This window comes from Bradyrhizobium sp. TM239 (assembly GCF_036247985.1).
In the GTDB taxonomy this organism is placed as follows: domain Bacteria; phylum Pseudomonadota; class Alphaproteobacteria; order Rhizobiales; family Xanthobacteraceae; genus Bradyrhizobium; species Bradyrhizobium ottawaense.
This window is the reverse complement of the sequence record NZ_BTIR01000005.1, coordinates 452,055-470,341: the sequence shown is the minus strand read 5'-3', so window position 1 is coordinate 470,341 and position 18,287 is coordinate 452,055. Positions and strand designations below refer to the sequence as shown.

Annotated in this window: 17 protein-coding genes; 8 read left to right on the top strand and 9 right to left on the bottom strand. The window is 65.6% G+C overall.

The genetic code is table 11. The features are described 5' to 3' along the window. Positions 1–36: 36 nt before the first annotated feature. Positions 37–1,113 (top strand): BMP family ABC transporter substrate-binding protein, encoded by a 1,077-nt coding sequence (locus AABA84_RS10950; RefSeq protein ID WP_212250309.1) that lies wholly within the window; start codon positions 37–39, stop codon positions 1,111–1,113. Between the two features lie 109 nt (positions 1,114–1,222). On the opposite strand, the gene AABA84_RS10945 is transcribed toward AABA84_RS10950, so the two are convergent. Continuing rightward, the gene (locus AABA84_RS10945) at positions 1,223–2,572 is read right to left on the bottom strand and encodes an 8-oxoguanine deaminase (RefSeq protein WP_338312040.1); all 1,350 of its coding nucleotides are present in this window, start codon (positions 2,570–2,572) and stop codon (positions 1,223–1,225) included. Between the two features lie 149 nt (positions 2,573–2,721). On the opposite strand from AABA84_RS10945, the gene AABA84_RS10940 reads away from it, so the two are divergent. Both AABA84_RS10940 and AABA84_RS10935 read left to right on the top strand, forming a co-directional pair. Further along, positions 2,722–3,549 (top strand): FAD binding domain-containing protein, encoded by an 828-nt coding sequence (locus AABA84_RS10940; protein WP_212250313.1) that lies wholly within the window; start codon positions 2,722–2,724, stop codon positions 3,547–3,549. Next, entirely contained in the window at positions 3,546–6,272 is a 2,727-nt protein-coding gene (locus AABA84_RS10935; protein ID WP_212250315.1) for a molybdopterin-dependent oxidoreductase, read from the top strand. The genes AABA84_RS10940 and AABA84_RS10935 overlap by 4 nt, the downstream gene beginning before the upstream one ends. Positions 6,273–6,369: 97 nt before the next feature. Here the strand turns inward: AABA84_RS10935 and uraD are convergent, their stop codons facing one another. The 5 genes from uraD to AABA84_RS10910 form a co-directional block, all read right to left on the bottom strand. After that, the gene (uraD, locus tag AABA84_RS10930; protein ID WP_212250317.1) at positions 6,370–7,257 is read right to left on the bottom strand and encodes a 2-oxo-4-hydroxy-4-carboxy-5-ureidoimidazoline decarboxylase; all 888 of its coding nucleotides are present in this window, start codon (positions 7,255–7,257) and stop codon (positions 6,370–6,372) included. Between the two features lie 5 nt (positions 7,258–7,262). After that, positions 7,263–8,198: an allantoinase PuuE gene (gene puuE / locus AABA84_RS10925; protein ID WP_212250319.1), complete on the bottom strand. Its 936-nt coding sequence runs from the start codon at positions 8,196–8,198 to the stop codon at positions 7,263–7,265. Continuing rightward, a complete protein-coding gene (locus AABA84_RS10920; RefSeq protein WP_014493672.1) occupies positions 8,199–8,612 on the bottom strand; it encodes a DUF3830 family protein in 414 nt (137 codons plus the stop codon). A 90-nt stretch (positions 8,613–8,702) separates the two neighbouring features. Beyond that, the gene (locus tag AABA84_RS10915) at positions 8,703–8,966 is read right to left on the bottom strand and encodes a hypothetical protein (RefSeq protein WP_212250322.1); all 264 of its coding nucleotides are present in this window, start codon (positions 8,964–8,966) and stop codon (positions 8,703–8,705) included. Between the two features lie 1,109 nt (positions 8,967–10,075). Next, complete coding sequence (locus tag AABA84_RS10910; protein ID WP_212250324.1) at positions 10,076–10,477, bottom strand: hypothetical protein; 402 nt, start codon at positions 10,475–10,477, stop codon at positions 10,076–10,078. Positions 10,478–10,780: 303 nt separating this feature from the next. Here AABA84_RS10910 and AABA84_RS10905 point away from each other — a divergent pair, with 303 nt between their 5' ends. After that, a complete protein-coding gene (locus tag AABA84_RS10905) occupies positions 10,781–11,038 on the top strand; it encodes a DUF2798 domain-containing protein (protein ID WP_026202400.1) in 258 nt (85 codons plus the stop codon). Between the two features lie 107 nt (positions 11,039–11,145). Here the strand turns inward: AABA84_RS10905 and AABA84_RS10900 are convergent, their stop codons facing one another. From AABA84_RS10900 to AABA84_RS10890, 3 genes are all read right to left on the bottom strand, one after another. Further along, positions 11,146–12,933, bottom strand: coding sequence for a chloride channel protein (locus tag AABA84_RS10900; RefSeq protein WP_212250326.1), 1,788 nt, complete (start codon positions 12,931–12,933; stop codon positions 11,146–11,148). Positions 12,934–12,941: 8 nt separating this feature from the next. Further along, positions 12,942–13,595 carry an L-fuculose-phosphate aldolase gene (locus AABA84_RS10895; RefSeq protein ID WP_212250328.1) on the bottom strand — a complete coding sequence of 218 codons (654 nt, stop codon included), beginning with the start codon at positions 13,593–13,595 and terminating at the stop codon, positions 12,942–12,944. Positions 13,596–13,752: 157 nt separating this feature from the next. Beyond that, positions 13,753–14,379 carry a MarC family protein gene (locus AABA84_RS10890; protein WP_212250330.1) on the bottom strand — a complete coding sequence of 209 codons (627 nt, stop codon included), beginning with the start codon at positions 14,377–14,379 and terminating at the stop codon, positions 13,753–13,755. An 87-nt stretch (positions 14,380–14,466) separates the two neighbouring features. Between AABA84_RS10890 and AABA84_RS10885 the strand changes: the two genes are divergently transcribed. From AABA84_RS10885 to lon, 4 genes are all read left to right on the top strand, one after another. Then, positions 14,467–14,673: a hypothetical protein gene (locus AABA84_RS10885; RefSeq protein WP_212250332.1), complete on the top strand. Its 207-nt coding sequence runs from the start codon at positions 14,467–14,469 to the stop codon at positions 14,671–14,673. Positions 14,674–14,786: 113 nt separating this feature from the next. Then, complete coding sequence (locus tag AABA84_RS10880; protein ID WP_212250334.1) at positions 14,787–15,353, top strand: YciE/YciF ferroxidase family protein; 567 nt, start codon at positions 14,787–14,789, stop codon at positions 15,351–15,353. 152 nt (positions 15,354–15,505) lie between these two features. Next, positions 15,506–15,889: an Hsp20/alpha crystallin family protein gene (locus AABA84_RS10875; protein WP_212250336.1), complete on the top strand. Its 384-nt coding sequence runs from the start codon at positions 15,506–15,508 to the stop codon at positions 15,887–15,889. Between the two features lie 8 nt (positions 15,890–15,897). Continuing rightward, positions 15,898–18,282 carry an endopeptidase La gene (lon, locus tag AABA84_RS10870; protein WP_338312039.1) on the top strand — a complete coding sequence of 795 codons (2,385 nt, stop codon included), beginning with the start codon at positions 15,898–15,900 and terminating at the stop codon, positions 18,280–18,282. Positions 18,283–18,287 lie beyond the last annotated feature (5 nt).

The window sequence follows — 18,287 nt, the reverse complement described above, 5'->3', positions numbered from 1 at the left end:
GCATCGTGGCTTTCCCCTGATGTTTGGAGATCGATGATGAGGAAATCCCTTCTTGCGCTGGCTGCCGGGCTTTTGCTGGCCGGAAGCGTCAGTGCAGCCTCCGCCGCCGACAAGCTCAAGGTCGGCTTCATCTATCTGGGTCCGATCGGAGATTTGGGCTGGACTTATCAGCACGATCTCGCGCGGCAGGCGCTGGTGAAGGAGCTGGGCGACCAGATCGAGACCACTTATCTGGAGAACGTGCCTGAAGGCCCCGACGCCGAGCGCTCCATCGAGCAGCTCGTCCGCGCCGGCAACAAGCTGATCTTCACGACGTCGTTCGGCTACATGGATCCGACGCTGAAGGTCGCCAAGAAATATCCGAACGTGCATTTCGAGCACGCCACCGGCTACAAGCGCAATCCGAACATGTCGACCTATTCGGCCAGATGGTGGCAGGGCCGCTACATCCAGGGCCTGATCGCAGCCAGGATGACGAAGTCCGGCGTGCTCGGCTATATCGGCTCGTTCCCGATTCCGGAGGTCGTCTCCGGCATCAACGCGACGATCCTGGCGGCGCAAACCATCAAGCCTGACATCAAGGTCAAGATCATCTGGGCCAACACCTGGTTCGACCCCGGCAAGGAGGCCGACGCCGCCAAGGCGCTGATCGACCAGGGCGCCGACGTGATCATGCAGCACACGGATTCGCCAGCCGCGATGCAGATCGCCAGCGAACGCGGCAAGCTCGCCTTCGGCCAGGACTCCGAGATGATCAAGTTCGGGCCCAAGACCCAGCTGACCTCGATCCTCGACACCTGGGGCCCCTACTACATCGAGCGCGTCAAGGCCGAGCTTGCCGGCACCTGGAAGTCCCAGGACAGCTGGGGCGGCCTCGACAGTCACATGTTCGCGATGGCGCCCTATACCAACATGCCTGACGACGTGAAAAAATTGGCTGAGGATGCCCAAGCCGCGATCACCGCAGGCAAGCTGCATCCGTTCAAATGCCCGATCGTTGGGCAGGACGGCAAGCCGGTCGAGTGCAAAGGCGGCGATCACCTCGACGACGGCCAGATCCTCGGCATGAATTTCTACGTGAAGGGCATCGACGACAAGCTTCCGGGCAAGTAGCACGCTTCTTGCTTTGACTAATTCACCTGCTCCTCCCGGAGGAGGTTCGGAGGGGGTGGCCAGAAGCACCCGGCACTTGTGGTCGCCCCCTCCATCTATTCTGCCCTGACTATCCGGTCCGCATGGCCCGCGCCGCCGAACTGTGGCGGCGAATGAGATCAACGACATCGAGGCCCGGGATCGCACCGTCGATCACGGCCCATTGTCCCGCCACCATCACCCGGTCGGCCCGATGCGCTCCGCACAGCACCAGCGCGGCCAAGGGGTCGCCATGACCGGAGAAGCGCAATTCGTCGAGCCTGAACAGCGCGAGATCGGCCGCCTTGCCGACGGCGATCTCGCCGAGTTCCGGACGGCCGACGCAGGCCGCCGACCCCTTGGTCGCCCAGCGCAGCGCATCCTTGTGGCTGACCCTGGTTACGCCGTAGCGCGCCCGTTGCAGCAGGAAGGCGGCGCGGACCTCCTGCATCAGGTTCGAGCCGTCGTTCGAGGCTGAGCCATCGACACCGAGCCCGATGCCGACGCCGGCCTCCTCCATCTCGCAGACAGGACAGCAGCCGGACGCCAGCAGCTGGTTGCTGCACGCGCAATGGCTGATGGTCGTCTTGGCCTTGCCGAGCCGTTTGATCTCGTCGGCGTTGAAAAATATGCCGTGGGCGAGCCAGGTTCGCGCATTGAGCCAGCCGCATTGCTCGAGATAATCGAGCGGACGGCAGCCATACATCTGCTGGCAGAAATTGTTCTCGTCCTCGGTCTCGGCGAGATGGGTATGCAGGCGCACGTCGAGCTTGCCGGCGAGATCGGCGGTGGCGCGCATCAGCGACGTCGTCACCGAGAACGGCGAGCACGGCGCCAGCGCGATCTGCACCATCGCATCCGCGCCGCGCTGGTGATGCCTGGCAACCACGCGCGCGCTGTCGGCGAGGATCGTGTCCTCGTCCTGCACCACGCTGTCAGGCGGCAGGCCACCGTCCCGCTGCGACAGGTTCATCGAGCCGCGCGTCAGCAGCACCCGCGTTCCGAGACGCTGCGCCACGGCGACCTCGATATCGACGGCGTCTTCGAGGCCCGCGGGGAAGACGTAGTGATGATCGGTCGTGGTGGTGCAGCCCGACAGCAGCAGCTCGGACATCGCCACGGTGACGCCGAGCTCGAGCGCCTCAGGCGTCAGCCTCGCCCACACCGGGTAGAGCGCCTGGAGCCAGGGGAACAGCTCGCGGTCCATCGCCGCCGGCAGTGCCCGGGTCAGCGTCTGGTAAAAATGGTGATGGGTGTTGATCAGGCCCGGCAGCACGACATGTTCGCTCGCATCGAACACCGCGACGTCAGCGGTTGCTGGCGTGCCGCCCGCCGGCACGAGCTCGACGATGCGGCCGTCCTTCACCACGACCCCGCGCGCGGCACCGTCGGCGAGGATGGCCAGCGGATCCCTGATCCAGATCGGCTTTGCGTCGCTCATGATCCCGCTTCTCCCTCACATCCGCTGACAGGCCAGCCAGATAAACGCCGGCCCGGCCACCTTCCCGCGACGACTTGTTTGTTGCGACTTGGCTCCGGTCTTGCAAGACTCATCGGCGCGATTCACCCGGCGGGGACGTTGGCGCAGCCATGGATTTGAATACCATCACGACGGTCGCCCATCCGCAAACGCGAGCGCAATTGCCGGCCTGGACGGCAGGCGACGCCTGGCTCGCGGGCGGCACCTGGCTGTTCTCGGAGCCGCAGGTCCATCTGAAGCGGCTGATCGATCTGACCGACCTGAAATGGCCGGCGCTGACGATCACGGACAAACATCTCTCCATCGCCGCCACCTGCACGGTCGCGCAGCTCGATGGACTTGCCTGCCCGCCCGACTGGCTCGCCGCGCCGCTGATCAACCAGTGCTGCCGCGCCTTCCTTGCGTCCTTCAAGATCTGGAAGTCCGCGACTGTCGGCGGCAATCTCTGCATGTCGCTGCCGGCCGGACCGATGATCTCGCTCACCGCAGCGCTCGGCGGCGTCTGCACCGTCTGGAAGGCCGGCGGCGGCGAGCAGACAATTCCTGTCGTCGACTTCGTCACCGGCAACCAGCGCAATCGCCTGACGCCGGGCGACCTGCTTCGCCAGATCGACATTCCGATCGCCGCGCTGAAGCGCCGCACGGCGTTTCGCCAGATCTCGCTGGCGCCGGTCGGCCGCTCGGCGGCGCTCCTGATCGGCAGCCTTGATACCGACGGCACGCTGACGCTCACGGTCACCGCATCGACGGTGCGGCCGATCCAGCTGTCCTTTCGCCGGGCCCCGGACGCGAGCGTGCTGCGCGATGCGATCATCCAGCAGATCACGGACGATCTGTACCACACCGACATCCACGGCCAGCCGCGCTGGCGCAAGCACATGACATTGCGGCTCGCCGAAGAGGTTCGCCGCGAACTGCTGGGGGCAAGGCCGTCATGAGCTTCGAGGTCAACGGCAAGCCGTTTGCGCAGCAGCCGCGCGCCGGGCAGTGCCTGCGCACATTCCTGCGTGAGCTCGGCCATTTCGGCGTGAAAAAGGGCTGCGATGCCGGTGACTGCGGCGCCTGCACCGTGCTGCTCGACGGCGAGCCGGTGCACAGCTGCCTGATCCCGGCGTTCCGGGCCGAGGGACGGACTGTAACCACGATCGAAGGTCTTGGCGGCGATCACGGCACGCATCCGATGCAGCAGGCCTTCCTCGCTGCGCAGGGCTTTCAATGCGGCTTCTGCACCGCCGGCATGATCTTGACCTGCGCCTCGCTGAACCAGGCGCAGCGCACCGATCTCGGCGCGGCGCTGAAGGGCAATATCTGCCGCTGCACCGGCTATCGCGCGATCGAGGATGCATTGCTCGGCAACACCAATGTCGAGGCGAGCGTCGAGCCCGGCGCCGCGTTTGGCCGCAGCCTGCCGGCGCCCGCAGGCCCCGACATCGTGCGCGGCAACGCGCGCTACACCTTCGACACCGCCATCGACGGCCTGCTTCACGTCAAGCTGGCGCGCTCGCCGCATGCCCACGCCAGGATCGTCGCGATCGACAAGTCGGACGCCCTTCGCGTTCCCGGCGTGCACGCGGTGCTGACGCATGAAGACGCACCTTCGATCCTGATCTCGACCGCGCGGCACGAGATGGACTGGATGGACCCCGAGGACACCCGCGTTCTCGACGACGTCGTGCGCTTCATCGGCCAGAGGGTTGCTGCAATCGTCGCCGAAAGCGAAGCCGCCGCCGAGGACGCCTGCCGCCGGCTGAAGGTCGAGTACGAGATTATGCCTGCGCTGATCGATCCGGAGCAGGCGATGGCGCCGGGTGCGCCCATCATTCATCCCGACCGCACCGCCGCGAACCGCATCGCCGATCCCCAGCGCAACCTCGCTGCGGAAACGCATGGCGAATTCGGCGACGTCGCGGCGGCGCTCGCGACATCTGCCGTCACCTACGAGGGCACCTTCCACAGTCATCGCGTGCAGCACGCGGCACTGGAGACCCATGGCGGCCTCGCCTGGCTCGATGCCTCGGGCGTGCTCAATGTCCGCACCTCGACACAGGTCCCGTTCCTGACCCGGCGCGCGCTGTCGGACATATTCAAGCTTCCTCCCGACAAGGTCCGCGTGTTCTGCGAGCGCGTCGGCGGCGGCTTTGGCGGCAAGCAGGAGATGTTCGTCGAGGACATTCTGGCGCTCGCTGCGCTCAAGACGGGACGTCCGGTGAAGCTGGAGCTCACGCGCGAGGAGCAGTTCATCGCGACCTCGACGCGGCACCCGATGCGGGTCCACATCAAGGCCGGGGCGGATGCCGACGGCAAGCTCACCGCGCTCCAGCTCGACGTGCTCTCCAACACCGGCGCTTACGGCAATCACGCCGGCCCGGTGATGTTCCATTCGCTGTCCGAGTCGATCGCGGTCTACAATTGCCCGAACAAGCGGGTCGACGGTCATGCCGTCTACACCAACACGGTGCCGGCGGGCGCGTTTCGCGGCTATGGCCTGCCGCAGACGCTGATCGCGATCGAGGCCGCGATCGACGAGCTCGGCCAGCAGCTCGGCATCGACCCCTACGAGATGCGCCGGCGCAACATCGTCAGGAACGGCGATCCCATGCTGTCGCCGCCGCCGTCCGAATTTCACGACGTGCTCTATGGCTCCTACGGGCTCGACCAGTGCCTCGACCTCGTCGAGCGCGCGATGCAGGCCGATGGCCCGCAGCCGGACCTGTCGCCGGACTGGCTGATCGGTGACGGTGTCGCGCTGACCATGATCGACACCGCGCCGCCGGCGGGCCACCTCGCCGACGCCATGATCGCGCTGCGTGAGGACGGCGGTTTCGATCTCACCGTCGGCACCGCCGAATTCGGCAACGGCACCAGCACCGTGCATCGGCAGATCGCGGCAACGACATTGGCAACCACCGTCGACAGAATCCGCCTGCGCCAGTCCGACACCGCCCATGGCGGCCACGACACCGGCGCCTATGGCAGCGCGGGCATGTTCGTCGCCGGCAAGGCGACCCATGCGGCTTCCCTGCAGCTCGCGACCGAATTGAAGGCGGCCGCCGCCGGCGCGTGGCTGTGCGACATCGGGAGCTGCGTACTCGAGGACAACGCCGTCGTCAGCGGCGTCCGGCGCATGTCTTTTGCGGAGCTGGTGAAGCTCGCGCGCGAGCGCGGGCAGCCGTTCGCAGGCAGCGGCAATTCCGAGGGAACACCGCGTTCGGTCGGCTTCAACGTCCAGGGCTTTCGTATCGCCGTGAACAAGGCGACCGGCGAGCTCAGGATTATCAGGAGCGTCCACGCCGCGGACGCCGGCATCGTTGCCAATCCCATGCAGTGCCGCGGTCAGGTCGAAGGCGGCGTGGCGCAGGCGCTCGGCGCCGCGCTCTACGAGGAGATGGTGATCGACGCCGAGGGGCGCGTCACCAACCCGAAATTCCGCGACTACCACCTGCCCTCCTTCGCGGACGTGCCGCGCACCGAGGTCTTCTTCGCCGAGACGTCCGACACGATCGGGCCGCTAGGGGCGAAGTCGATGAGCGAGAGCCCATACAATCCGGTCGCCGCCGCGCTCGGCAACGCGATTGCGAACGCCACCGGCATCCGCTTCACCGCGCCGCCATTCAAGCCGGACCGGCTGTTTCCAGCGCTGCACGCGAAGTTCGGCGACTAAAGCGCGATGCGATTAGGATGAATCGTCATCGCGCTTTGGGTTGTTGTTTAAGCATGATCTTTTCGGAAAACCGCTGCGCACTTTTCCGGATCATGCTTTAGCTGCCGCGATAGGTCGAATAGCTCCATGGCGTAACCAATAGCGGCACGTGATAGTGCCCCTCTGGCTCGCTGATGGCGAAGCGCAGCGGGATCTCGTCGAGGAACGGCGGATCCGACAGCGGCACGTTGCGCTCGGCGTAATATCTGGCGACGCTGAATTTGAGCTCGTAGCGGCCGATCGGCAGCGGGCGACCGCCGATCAACGGTTGATCGGTGCGGCCGTCCGCATTGGTGACCGCGCGCGCGATCACACGGCTCTCGCCGAGGCTGGCGAACTCCACGAGCTCAATCGGTATGCCGGCCGCCGGCTTGCCCGTGTGATTGTCCAACACATGCGTCGACAGCCGGCCGTGCACCTTCAGCCTGTCATCGGCCACGACGAGCTGATCCAGCCGCAGCGCGGAGATGCGGCCGATCTCCTCGATTGCGCGCCGCACCTCTGTCTTGGCGATATTGCGTAACCTGATCTCGAAGTCGCGCAGCACGGAATCCCTGGTATGGCGGCGCACGCAGACGATATAGGGGAAGCCGAACTTGTCCCGATAAGCGCTGTTGACGCGCTCGAACGCCGCGTATTCGGCATCCGACAACCTGTCGAGGCCGGCGCTGTTCTGCTCGTCGGTCGAGTCCGTCGTCAGCCCCGCCGCGCGCTGGGTCTTGCTGGCGAGATCGGGATGCGCCCGGATCAGCGCCAGCTGGACGTCGGGTTCAGCGCTCTGGATCGCCGCCATCAGCGCTGCGTGCAACTGGTTGATGCCGGCGAACGGCCGCTTGGCGGCGAGTTGCTCGGCGATCCACGGCGAATATTCGACGACATTGCCGAGCGCCGCGACGAAATCGGCTTGGCTTGCGGCATTGAGGTCGGCGAGCGAAATTCGCGGCATCGTCCTCAACCGATCTCGAACGCAGTGGCCGCGAGATGCGCATGCTTGTCGTGCCAGTGCTGGGCGATCTGCAATCGCGTCGGCACCCAGACGCGCTCGTGCTTGTCGATATAATCGAGAAAGCGCATCAGGCCGGCAGCGCGGCCGGGCCGGCCGGCGAGACGGCAATGCAGGCCAACCGACATCATCTTCGGCGCGGTTTCGCCCTCGGCATAGAGCACGTCGAAGGCGTCCTTCAGATAGGTGAAGAACTGCTCGCCCTCGGCAAAGCCTTGCGGGTTGATGAAGCGCATGTCGTTGGCGTCTAACGTATAGGGAATGACGAGCTGCTTGCCGCCCGCACCCTTGACCCAATAGGGCAGATCGTCGGCATAGGAGTCGCAGAGATAGAGGAAGCCGCCCTCCTCCATCAGCAGACGGTTGGTGTTGATCGAGGAGCGCCCGGTGTACCAGCCGAGCGGCCGCGATCCGGTGGCCTCAGTGTGGACGCGGATCGCCTCCGCGATCTCGGCGCGCTCCTGCGCCTCGGTCATGTCCTTGTGCTCGATCCATTTCAGGCTGTGGCTGGCGATATCCCAGCCGGCCTCGTTCATGGCGGCGACGATTTCAGGGTTGCGCTTCAGCGCGGTGGCGACGCCGAACACGGTGGTCGGCCAGTTGCGCGCGGTGAACATCCGCCACAGCCGCCAGAAGCCGGCGCGCGAGCCATATTCGAACATCGATTCGATATTGGCGTGGCGCTGGCCCGGCCAGGGCTGCGCGCCGAGCACGTCGGACAGGAACGCTTCCGAGGCGCGATCGCCGTGCAGGATGTTGTTCTCGCCGCCTTCTTCGAAATTGACGACGAACTGCACCGCGACCCGCGCATTGCCGGGCCACTCGGGGTGCGGCGGGTTGCGGCCGTAACCGCGGAGATCGCGCGGGTAGCGTACGTCAGTCACTCAGACTTCCTCGAAGCGGATCGGCAGCGCGCCCTTCCACAGCACGCTCTTGCCCAGCGTCGCCAGATTCTCCAGGCCCGAAGTCAGCGTGATGAAGTGGTTGCCGGCGAGCTGGCCCATCTTGCTGGCGAAGTGCACGCCGCCATAGGCCAGCAGGATCTCGGTCTCGCTGATGCCGCCGGGATAGAGGATGATCTGGCCCGGCGCGGGATAGCTGGTGTGGTTCTCGTAGCCGACGCCGAAATCGAGATCGCCGAGCGGCATCCACACGCCCTCGCCGCTCCAGCGCACATGGATGATGTGGCTTTCGAACGGCAGTGCCTTGCGAAAGGCGGCGACGGTCTTGGGTGCCAGTTGCTCCTCGAAGCGGGCATCGAAGGTGAAGTCGCCGGCACGGATAACGAGTTTGCTCATCTCATCTCTCTGGATCGGGGCCGGTGGCCCCACGGATCATTTTCAAGCAAAGAGCACTCCCGACAGTTTCGCGCAAGGGGCGCGGACGCGTCACCTGCGGTCGTAGGACCAGCCGAAAATGCCGCTCTGCCGCGTCTGTGGTTCCGGCTCGGCGGCCGGCGGAGGGGCTTCCTTCAGCTCCGCCCGCGGCGGCGGCAGGTTTTCGCACGTCATGGAGTAGACCAGCTTGCCGTCGGCGGTACGCCCGATCGGGGCACAGGGATCGGGATGTCCGGCCGCGGTCTTCGGCGCCAACTTGACTTGCGCGGCCGCCGGTGAGGCCAGCAGCAGCAGGACCAGCAGATATCTCGACATCGTTGTCGCCTGAAAGCTCGATTGGCCCATTGAACCGGATTGGGGCGGGCAAGTCCATCGGCGCCAGAGGGCGCGATTGCCGAATATTTAGCCGGCATGTGCTAGCTCTGCGGCGCACCGTCATTACAATGCGCCAGTGCGCATCCCAGCGCAGTGCCGTCGGGTGGGCAAAGGCGCACAGCGCCGTGCCCACGATCTCTCTCCATAAGCAACAAGGCGTGGGCACGCTTCCGCTTTGCCCACCCTACGATATCGAGTTTGTGGCACGCAGCTCGGCTCGCAGACACGCCTTCGCATTCTCGCGGCTCAATTCGCCCGAGCTTTGCTTCGTCGCTCCACCCTCCAATCCAAGAGGGCGCAGGGAAGGCCGGGTGCCGGCTCGCACCCGCGGTCTGCTGCGCGAAATGCACACGCAGAAAACCGCACAGCAGCATACAGGTGGTGCCGATCACTCGGCCTTCCCTGCGCGATGGTTGGACGGCTTATGCCGTGCTCTCCCGGGAGCCGAGTTCCCTCTGGCCTCCCTCGCCCCGCGAATTGGATGATGCAGTCTGCCCGGTTGGGCTCGCTCGCATCTTCGCACGACTTGACCGTAGCAACGACGGCCAGGACCACACGGTTTTGCCGTACGCACGGCCCGCCATGTCGCCGCAGTATTCCCGGCCCTGTCGACGGAGCCGGAAACTTACAGACGAGACGAAGCCTAGCAGCGTCGTCGTCCGCACGCGGTTACGGACTCACGGGGACTACCCGCCCTGCCCGCGCCTCTCGTGCCGACGCTGCCGCGTCCACCGCAAGCCCGGCTCGCGAACATGACGACGACAAGTCGCCCCTCTTGGTGAGCCGGGATGGGCGACACATACGCCGAAACCGAATTTCGGTAAAGTGGAATATTTTCGCGCGCATGGATTGACAGAGGGCGACACAGGCGCGGTCCCGTAGCCCGGATGAGCGCAGCGACATCCGGGACGGTGCAAAATGCCGGGCGAGCCGTCCCGGATTACGCTGGCGCTCCATCCGGGCTACGAGGGCACCGACGCATCAAAAGAAGGGCGGCGCAAAGCACCGCCCTTTTCGTGCAACCATTCGGGCCGCGTTGAAACAGCCGTTCAGTAGCCCGGATCGTAATAGAAGGGACTGCCGCCACCGTAATAGCCTTGACCGCCATAATAGCCCTGACCGCCATAATAGGGACGCGGAGCATAATAGCGGTTCTCGTAGTAGTCGCGGCGCCGCTGCTCGGCGATCACCCCGCCGATGATACCGGCCGCGGCGCCCATGAAGGCGAGGCCTGCGGCGTTCGACCCGCGCCGATAATAGTGGCGACGCCGGGCTGCGCTGAAATCGGTGACGTCGGAGGAGCCCTGTCCTGCCGTGACGGGCTTCGCGGACACCGCCCCGGGGGACGCCGCAGCCGAGGGCGATGCGGAGGTTGCGACCAATGCCAGGCTTGCGAACGCGGCCAGCGCCAGGTTGCGGCCGGCTGCGGAAATCATGGGTCTAACAGTCATTTTGACCTTCCTATAATCTTGCCGATGCTCTCGCCAAACGTAGGGATCTGCAAACCGGATTCAATGCGCAAACCGTCGAGATGGTTTCATGTTCGCGGCAATCTGCCACGCTTTGAACGATTGTAAACCGAACGATCAAATCGCAGCTTGAACCATCGAACCTGAGCGGATAATGAACAGCCGCGCCGTTTTTCGGTCGCCGTAAGCGTTTCACGTGAACCAACGCATCAACCGACGCCGTCGGGATCGATGCCATTTGCAGGGTTCAACGTGACTGACGCGCCTTTTTCCAAGAGAAATCAGATGATTGTGGTTCGCAAACTGCCGGCGCGCTATGCGCCGATCGTGATGCCGTTCGTGCTGTCCATCCTCATGACGGCCGTGGTGTCGGTCATTTCGACGCTTCGGAGCCTCGGCGCAACGCCGGCGTTCCTCGCGACCTGGCCGGGTGCCTGGGCGCTGTCCTGGCTGGTCGCCTTTCCGACGCTGCTGGTGGTGCTGCCGATGGTGCGGCGGATCGTGACGCTCCTCGTCGCAGCTCCGCCTCAACCGGGCCGATAGAAGGCGCCCAAAGCGCGATGCGATCAGGACGAATCGTCATCGCGCTTTAGGTTGTTTTTAAGCATGATCTTTTCTGAAAACCGCTGCGCACTTTTCCGGATCATGCTTTACGACAGCGCTCCCAACACCCCGCGCGTCGCCTTGTCGATCTCCTCGACATAGCGGCGGCGGGCAAAGGTCTCGGTGAGGAAGCCGACCACCTTGCGGCTGTCGGTGGAATCGACCACCGCCAGCATCTCGGCTTCGGCCTCGTCGAACACCGCCATCGCCGACTTCACGTTCATTTCCGGGATCAGCACGATGTCGATCAGGCGAGCGAGCTCGATCACCTGGATGTCGTCGGCGATGGTGTCGAGATCGCTGGAGAACAAATCGGGCAGCATGACGAGACCGACATATTCGTCGGAATTGTTGACGATGACGATACCGGGCCGCGATCCCAGCACGAACTCGCGGCGGACGGCGGCGATCGTCGTGGTCGAGGGCACTTTGCCGACGTCGGAGCGCATCAGCCGCTCGACGGTGAGATTGCGCAGCCAACCGACGTCGTTGGCGCTGCGGATGGTCTCGCCGCGCAAATGCAGGCGCCAGGTCGAGAAGGAGTGGCCGAACATGAAGCGGACGCAGATCGAGGTGACGATGCAGCCGGCCAGCACCACGGCGGTGACGTCGACGTTGCGGGTCATCTCGAGCACCAGGAACGACATGGTCAGGGGGCCGCCGACGATGGCGACACCGAGCGTCGCCATGCCCGTCAGCATCGCCACCAGCGGATCGATCGCGAAGCTCGGGCTGATCAGGAGCAGCACTGCGGCGAAGAACTTTCCGATCAGGCTGCCGACGAACAGCGAGGCGAAGAACAGACCGCCGCGGAAGCCGGAGGCGAGCGAGATCAGGCAGGCCGTCACCTTGAGGGCGATGATCAGCGCGATCAGGCCGATCGTCATGTCGTGAAAGAGATCGAGCACCATGGCGCCATGGCCGGCCGCCAGCACCTGCGGCGTCACGATGGCAAAGCCGCCGACGATGAGCCCGCCGATCACCGGGCGGAGCCAGATCGGCAGCCAGGCGAACAGGCGCTCGAACATCGGCGAGGAGCGCATCACGGCGATGCCGACGCCGCTGGTGATGAGCGCAAGCCCGATCAGGGCCAGATATTGCTCGACGCCGACGGCGCTGACCTTGGGGATCTCCAGCGAGTATGGCGCGCCGCCGAGCCATTGCGCGGTCAGCGCGCCGGCGAGCGAGGCTGCCAGGATCGGGGCCGCGCTGCCGACCGAATAGACGCCGACGATCAACTCACAGGCATAGAAGGCACCGGTGATCGGCGCGCCGAACGCCGCCGCGATCGCCGCCGCAGCGCCGCAGCCGACCATCAGGCGCAGATCGTTGCGGCGCAGATTGAAGAACTTGCCGAACAGCGAGGCGATCCCCGAGCCGATCTGGGTATAGCCCGCCTCGAGGCCGACCGAGGCGCCGCAGCCGTTGGAGATCAGCGTCTGGCTCGACACGATGACGCTGTCCCGCATCGACAGATTGCCGCCGCGCAGCGCGTTCGCCTCGATCGGGTCGACCGCGCTCGAGATCTTCATCCGCCGCCGCGACCATTCCATGATGCCGAGCGCCAAGCCGCCGAGCGCAGGCGCGATCAGTGCCGCCCAGGGGCTGACCCGGGCGTTGGCAGAGAGGCGGACGTCGACCGGAATGCCGTAGATGACCATATGGGCGATCTGCGCGATCTCGGCCATCAGCGTCACGATGGCGCCGGCCAGCGTGCCGATCACCAGTGCGAGCGGGATGAGATAGAACTCGTTGCTGCGCAACAGCGCGCGCAGCCGAACCATGACGCGGTTAGATCCCTTGCGATCGGTGAGATGTCTGATCCGCGCGAACACCGTCCGCCCTAACCTTCCGACAGGCCGTAGCCGGCCATGCGCTGGCGGACCCGCTCGATCTCCTCGCTGGGGAGCAGCGGCGGTTTCCCGATCTGGAGGCAGCCGTGATATTGCCGCGCCAGCGTCTCGACCTCGACGGCGAGCCACATCGCCTTGTCCAGCGTCTTGCCGATCGCGATCATGCCGTGATGGTCCAGCAGGCAGGCCAGCCGCCCCTCCAGCGCCCGCACCGCATGCTCGGACAGCTCCACGGTTCCGAACGTCGCATAGGGCGCGCAGCGGATGCTGTCGCCGCCGGCCGCCGCGATCATGTAGTGCACCGGCGGAATCGCCATGCCCATGATCGCCAGGATGGTGCAATAGGTCGGATGGGCGTGCACGACGGCGTTGACGTCACCCCGCGACTTCAGGATGTCGCGATGAAAGCGCCATTCGCTCGACGGCTTCTGATCGGGCGCATGTGTGCCGTCCATGGCCATGAAGACGATCTGGTCCGGCGTCATGGCCTCATAGGGCACGCTGGTCGGCGTCACCAAAAGCCCGTCCACATGCCGGACAGAGATATTGCCCGAGGTGCCCTGGTTGATGCCGAGCGCGTTCATGCGCCGGCAGGCGTCGATGATGGCCTGTCTCTTGGCGAGCTCGTCCGTTGTCATCGACATCCCGACTTCCTGACGATGGGCTTGTTAGACCCGAAGTACGTCAAAGCAATATGGCAGTGCAAGCGAAAGCGGCCCGGATCCGGTGCCACCTTGTCACCCCTCCTGCCAAATCACCAAATGGACGGCAAAATCAACGAATTCACGGATTGTCGCAGCCTTACGGCAGGCTGGTCCTGACGGCCGCAATCCCGTTGATCACGAACTGCACGGAATAGGCGGCGAGCAGCATGCCGAGGACGCGCGAGAGCACGGCATTTCCGGTGCGTCCGAGGGTCTTCGCGATCAGGTGGGCCGAGACGAAGCACAGCATGCAGAGCAGGCAGACGCAGAGGACGACCGCGATGATCACCGCGAGCCTCGCCCCATAGCCGGCATCGCCCGACAGCAGCAGCGTGGTCGCAATCGCGCCGGGGCCGGCCATCATGGGGATGGCCAGGGGAAACACCGCGACGTCGGAGGCGTGCTCGGACGTCGCCTTGTCGGCCTCGCGGGCCTCGCGATGCGGACGATCGCCGAAGATCATCTGGTAGGACACGCCGAACAGCAGCAGCCCGCCGGCGATCTGGAAGGCGGGGATGCCGATCCCGAGCTGGCGCAGCAGCCAGTTTCCGACCAGCGCGATCACCACCAGGATCGAGGCCGCGATCAGCGGCGCGCGCAACGCGATGGTTCGTTTGACCTTGTCGGGCATGCCGGCGGTCGCAGCGAGGAAGGCCGGCGCAAGGCCGACCGGATCGACAACCAGCAGCAGCGTCACGAAGGCGGACAGGGCGAAATCGAGCATTGCCGGTGTGGTCCTCGGGCGCTGGAACGATGGCTTCCGGGCAGACTTAGCCCAGCAAAGCCGCTTTGGAAATCACTGGAGACGACAATGAGCGACAGTGGAATCGGAATGCTCCTCGGACACCTCTCGGCCAACCTGCTCTGGCTCTGGTTCATCGGGGCCTTCGTGCTCGGCGGGGCGCTCGTCTATGGCGTGATGAAGGCCGGCCACCTCAGGCGCAGCGAGCGGGCTCAGCTCGATCGCAACACCGAGGCACGGCAGCGCCAGGAAGATCCCTACAAGCGCCCGACCTGAACGATCGCCGCGCGCGCCGGTTGCAGTTTGGAACTTTCGTTCTCCAAACGGCTTTGATGGGCTGAGGATTGGGGAAGGAGATGCCTTCCCGTGTCACCTCAAGAGGAGGACATATGGCTAAACGAGCGAAGAAACGCGCACCCAAGAAGACCGCAGCGCGCCGACCGCGTCAGGCGCCGAAGATGCTCAGCGACCTGTTTCTGGAGACGCTGAAGGACATCTATTTCGCCGAGAACAAGATCATCAAGACCCTGCCCAAAATGGCCAAGGCTGCAAACTCGAAAGAACTCGCGGCGGCCTTCAACAAGCACCTGCGCGAGACCCAGGGCCAGGTCAAGCGTCTCGACCAGATCTTCAAGATGCTGGGCAAGCCTGCACGCGGCAAGCCCTGCGAGGCCATCAACGGCATTACCGATGAAGGCGCCGAGATCATGAAGGACTTCAAGGGCGCGCCGGCGCTCGATGCGGGACTGCTCGCGGCCGCGCAGGCGGTCGAGCACTACGAGATCTCCCGCTATGGCACCTTGCGCACCTGGGCCGAGGAGCTCGGCATGCAGGACGCAGCAAGGCTGCTTCAGGCGACGCTCGACGAGGAAGAGGCGACCGATCACACCCTGACCGAGCTCGCGACGTCCGTGATCAACCTCGAGGCGGAAGAAGAGTACCGCGCCGCGGCCTGACCCGCGCCCCAGCCGATGACGAAACGCCGCGGCGACTGCCGCGGCGTTTGCTTTTGCGATCGCACGACGGCGCATGGCACGTCAGCGCCAACGCACTGGATTTCCGGGGAACGAGCCCCATATGCAGGCTTTCCCACCCCTGAGCCCGCATCATGCAACCGAAAAATCCCCTCGACTGGATGCTGTCCGAAGCCCTGGACCAGCTGACGCGCGCCGATCGGCTGCGCCAGCAGTTCGGCCGCCAGGAAGCCTGCTGGGAGCCGCCGATCGACGTGCTCGAGACCGAGCAGGAGCTGTTGATCCTGGTCGCGCTTCCCGGCGTCAATCCGGACAATGTCGAGACGGTCATTCATGACGGCGTGCTCGTCGTCTCCGGCCAGCGCACCCTTCCGCCGGAGCTTCGCAACGCCCGCATCCACCGGCTCGAGCTGCCGCAGGGCCGCTTCGAGCGACGCATCGCGCTTCCGCTCGGCCGCTACGCCATCAGCCGCTTCGTGATGGACGGCTGCGTCGCGCTGCGTCTCGCCAAATCCTGAGGTCGATCATGGCCACCGAACAGATGAACAACGAACAGACCAATAACGACGTGAAGATCCCCGAGGACGCGCTGATCATCATCCCCGTGCGCGAGATGGTGCTGTTCCCCGGCGCCATCGCGCCGATCGCGATCGCGCGGCCGAAGTCAGTTGCCGCCGCACAGCAGGCGCTGCGCGAGCAGCGGCCGATCGGCATCGTCCTGCAGCGCAGTCCCGAGACCGACGAGCCGGGGCCGGACGACCTCTACCGGGTCGCGACCATCGCCAACATCGTGCGCTACATCACCGCGCCCGACGGCACCCATCACATCGTCTGCCAGGGCGTGCAGCGCGCGCGCATCCTCGACTTCCTGCCGGGGACGCCGTTCCCGGCCGCGCGGATCCAGCAGATTCCGGAGCCGACCACGACTTCGCCGGAGATCGAGGCGCGCGCGCTGAACCTGCAGCGCCAGGCGATCGAGGCGATCGAGCTGCTGCCGCAGGCGCCGCCCGAGCTGGCCGCGATGTTCCAGGGCACCACTGCGCCCGGCGCGCTGGCCGATCTGGCGACCTCGTTCATGGACATCAAGCCGCAGGACAAGCAGGAGGTGCTGGAGACCATCGACCTCGCCTTGCGCGTCGAGAAGGTGTCCAAGCATCTGGCCGAGCGGCTGGAAGTGCTGCGCATCAGCAACGAGATCGGCCAGAAGACCCGCGCCAGCTTCGACGAGCGGCAGCGCGAGGCGATCCTGCGCGAGCAGATGGCGACCATTCAGCGCCAGCTCGGCGAAGGCGACGGCAAGGCGGCCGAGGTCGCCGAGCTGACCTCTGCCATCGCCAAGGCCAACATGCCGCCCGAGGCGGACGCGCATGCCAGGAAGGAGCTGCGCCGCTACGAACGCATGCCGGAGGCCGCCGGCGAAGCCGGCATGGTCCGCACCTATCTGGACTGGCTGATCGAGCTGCCCTGGGCGCTGCCCGCGGAGAAGCCGATCGACATCAAGGAAGCGCGAGCCATCCTCGACGCCGATCATTTCGGTCTGGAGAAGATCAAGGGCCGGATCATCGAATATCTGGCGGTGCGCAAGCTCGCCCCGCAGGGCAAGGCCCCGATCCTGTGCTTCGTCGGCCCGCCCGGCGTCGGCAAGACCTCGCTCGGCCAATCCATCGCACGCGCGATGGGGCGCCCCTTCGTGCGCGTCAGCCTTGGCGGCGTGCATGACGAGGCCGAGATCCGCGGTCACCGGCGCACCTATATCGGCGCGCTGCCCGGCAACATCATCCAGGGCATCAAGAAGGCTGGCAGCCGCAACTGCGTCATGATGCTGGATGAGATCGACAAGATGGGCCGTGGCGTGCAGGGCGATCCGTCCGCCGCCATGCTGGAGGTGCTCGACCCCGAGCAGAACGGGACGTTCCGGGACAATTACCTGGGCGTGCCCTTCGACCTGTCGCGCGTGGTGTTCATCGCGACCGCCAACATGCTGGACCAGATCCCTGGTCCGCTCTTGGACCGCATGGAGCTGATCAGCCTCGCCGGTTACACCGAAGAGGAGAAGCTGGAGATCGCGAAGCGCTATCTGGTGCGGCGGCAGCTCGAGGCCAATGGCCTTTCGGCCGAGCAGGCCGAGATCGAGCCGGAGGCGCTGAAGCTGGTGGTCAAGGGCTACACCCGCGAGGCCGGCGTGCGTAACCTCGAGCGCGAGATCGGCAAGCTGTTCCGCCATGCCGCGGTGCAAGTCGCCGAGGGCACGACTGCGAAGGTGGTGGTGACGCCGAAGGACATCGGCACCGTGCTCGGCCAGCCGCGCTTCGAAGGCGAGATCGCGCAGCGCACCAGCGTTCCGGGCGTGGCCACCGGCCTTGCCTGGACGCCTGTCGGCGGCGACATCCTGTTCATCGAGGCTTCCCGTGTGCCCGGCCGCGGCGGCATGATCCTGACCGGCCAGCTCGGGGAGGTCATGCGCGAGAGCGTGCAGGCTGCGCTGACGTTGGTGAAGAGCAAGGCCACGCAGCTCGGCATCGATCCCCAGCTGTTCGAGAAGAACGACATCCACGTTCACGTGCCGGCGGGGGCGACCCCGAAGGACGGACCGAGCGCGGGCGTGGCGATGTTCACGGCGCTGACGTCCCTGCTCACCAACCGCACGGTGCGCAGCGACACCGCCATGACCGGCGAGATCTCGCTGCGCGGCCTGGTGCTGCCGGTCGGCGGCATCAAGGAGAAGGTGGTGGCGGCCGCGGCGGCGGGCCTGAAGCGGGTGATGCTGCCGGCGCGCAACAAGCGGGACTATGACGACATCCCGAAGAGCGCGCGGGACAACCTCGAATTCATCTGGCTGGAGCGCGTCGACGAAGCCATCGCCGCGGCGCTCGAACCCCAAGTCGATGCGAAGGTCGAAGCGGCGGAGTGAATGCG

What these genes read in the sequence shown, in the direction of transcription:
- AABA84_RS10920 (WP_014493672.1), bottom strand. Translation starts at nt 8,612, where the DNA reads ATGAGCAAACTCGTTATCCGTGCCGGCGACTTCACCTTCGATGCCCGC.
- AABA84_RS10945 (WP_338312040.1), bottom strand. Translation starts at nt 2,572, where the DNA reads ATGAGCGACGCAAAGCCGATCTGGATCAGGGATCCGCTGGCCATCCTC.
- AABA84_RS10880 (WP_212250334.1), top strand. Translation starts at nt 14,787, where the DNA reads ATGGCTAAACGAGCGAAGAAACGCGCACCCAAGAAGACCGCAGCGCGC.
- AABA84_RS10940 (WP_212250313.1), top strand. Translation starts at nt 2,722, where the DNA reads ATGGATTTGAATACCATCACGACGGTCGCCCATCCGCAAACGCGAGCG.
- uraD (WP_212250317.1), bottom strand. Translation starts at nt 7,257, where the DNA reads ATGCCGCGAATTTCGCTCGCCGACCTCAATGCCGCAAGCCAAGCCGAT.
- AABA84_RS10935 (WP_212250315.1), top strand. Translation starts at nt 3,546, where the DNA reads ATGAGCTTCGAGGTCAACGGCAAGCCGTTTGCGCAGCAGCCGCGCGCC.
- AABA84_RS10875 (WP_212250336.1), top strand. Translation starts at nt 15,506, where the DNA reads ATGCAACCGAAAAATCCCCTCGACTGGATGCTGTCCGAAGCCCTGGAC.
- lon (WP_338312039.1), top strand. Translation starts at nt 15,898, where the DNA reads ATGGCCACCGAACAGATGAACAACGAACAGACCAATAACGACGTGAAG.
- AABA84_RS10915 (WP_212250322.1), bottom strand. Translation starts at nt 8,966, where the DNA reads ATGTCGAGATATCTGCTGGTCCTGCTGCTGCTGGCCTCACCGGCGGCC.
- AABA84_RS10950 (WP_212250309.1), top strand. Translation starts at nt 37, where the DNA reads ATGAGGAAATCCCTTCTTGCGCTGGCTGCCGGGCTTTTGCTGGCCGGA.
- AABA84_RS10885 (WP_212250332.1), top strand. Translation starts at nt 14,467, where the DNA reads ATGAGCGACAGTGGAATCGGAATGCTCCTCGGACACCTCTCGGCCAAC.
- AABA84_RS10905 (WP_026202400.1), top strand. Translation starts at nt 10,781, where the DNA reads ATGATTGTGGTTCGCAAACTGCCGGCGCGCTATGCGCCGATCGTGATG.
- AABA84_RS10910 (WP_212250324.1), bottom strand. Translation starts at nt 10,477, where the DNA reads ATGACTGTTAGACCCATGATTTCCGCAGCCGGCCGCAACCTGGCGCTG.
- AABA84_RS10895 (WP_212250328.1), bottom strand. Translation starts at nt 13,595, where the DNA reads ATGTCGATGACAACGGACGAGCTCGCCAAGAGACAGGCCATCATCGAC.
- AABA84_RS10890 (WP_212250330.1), bottom strand. Translation starts at nt 14,379, where the DNA reads ATGCTCGATTTCGCCCTGTCCGCCTTCGTGACGCTGCTGCTGGTTGTC.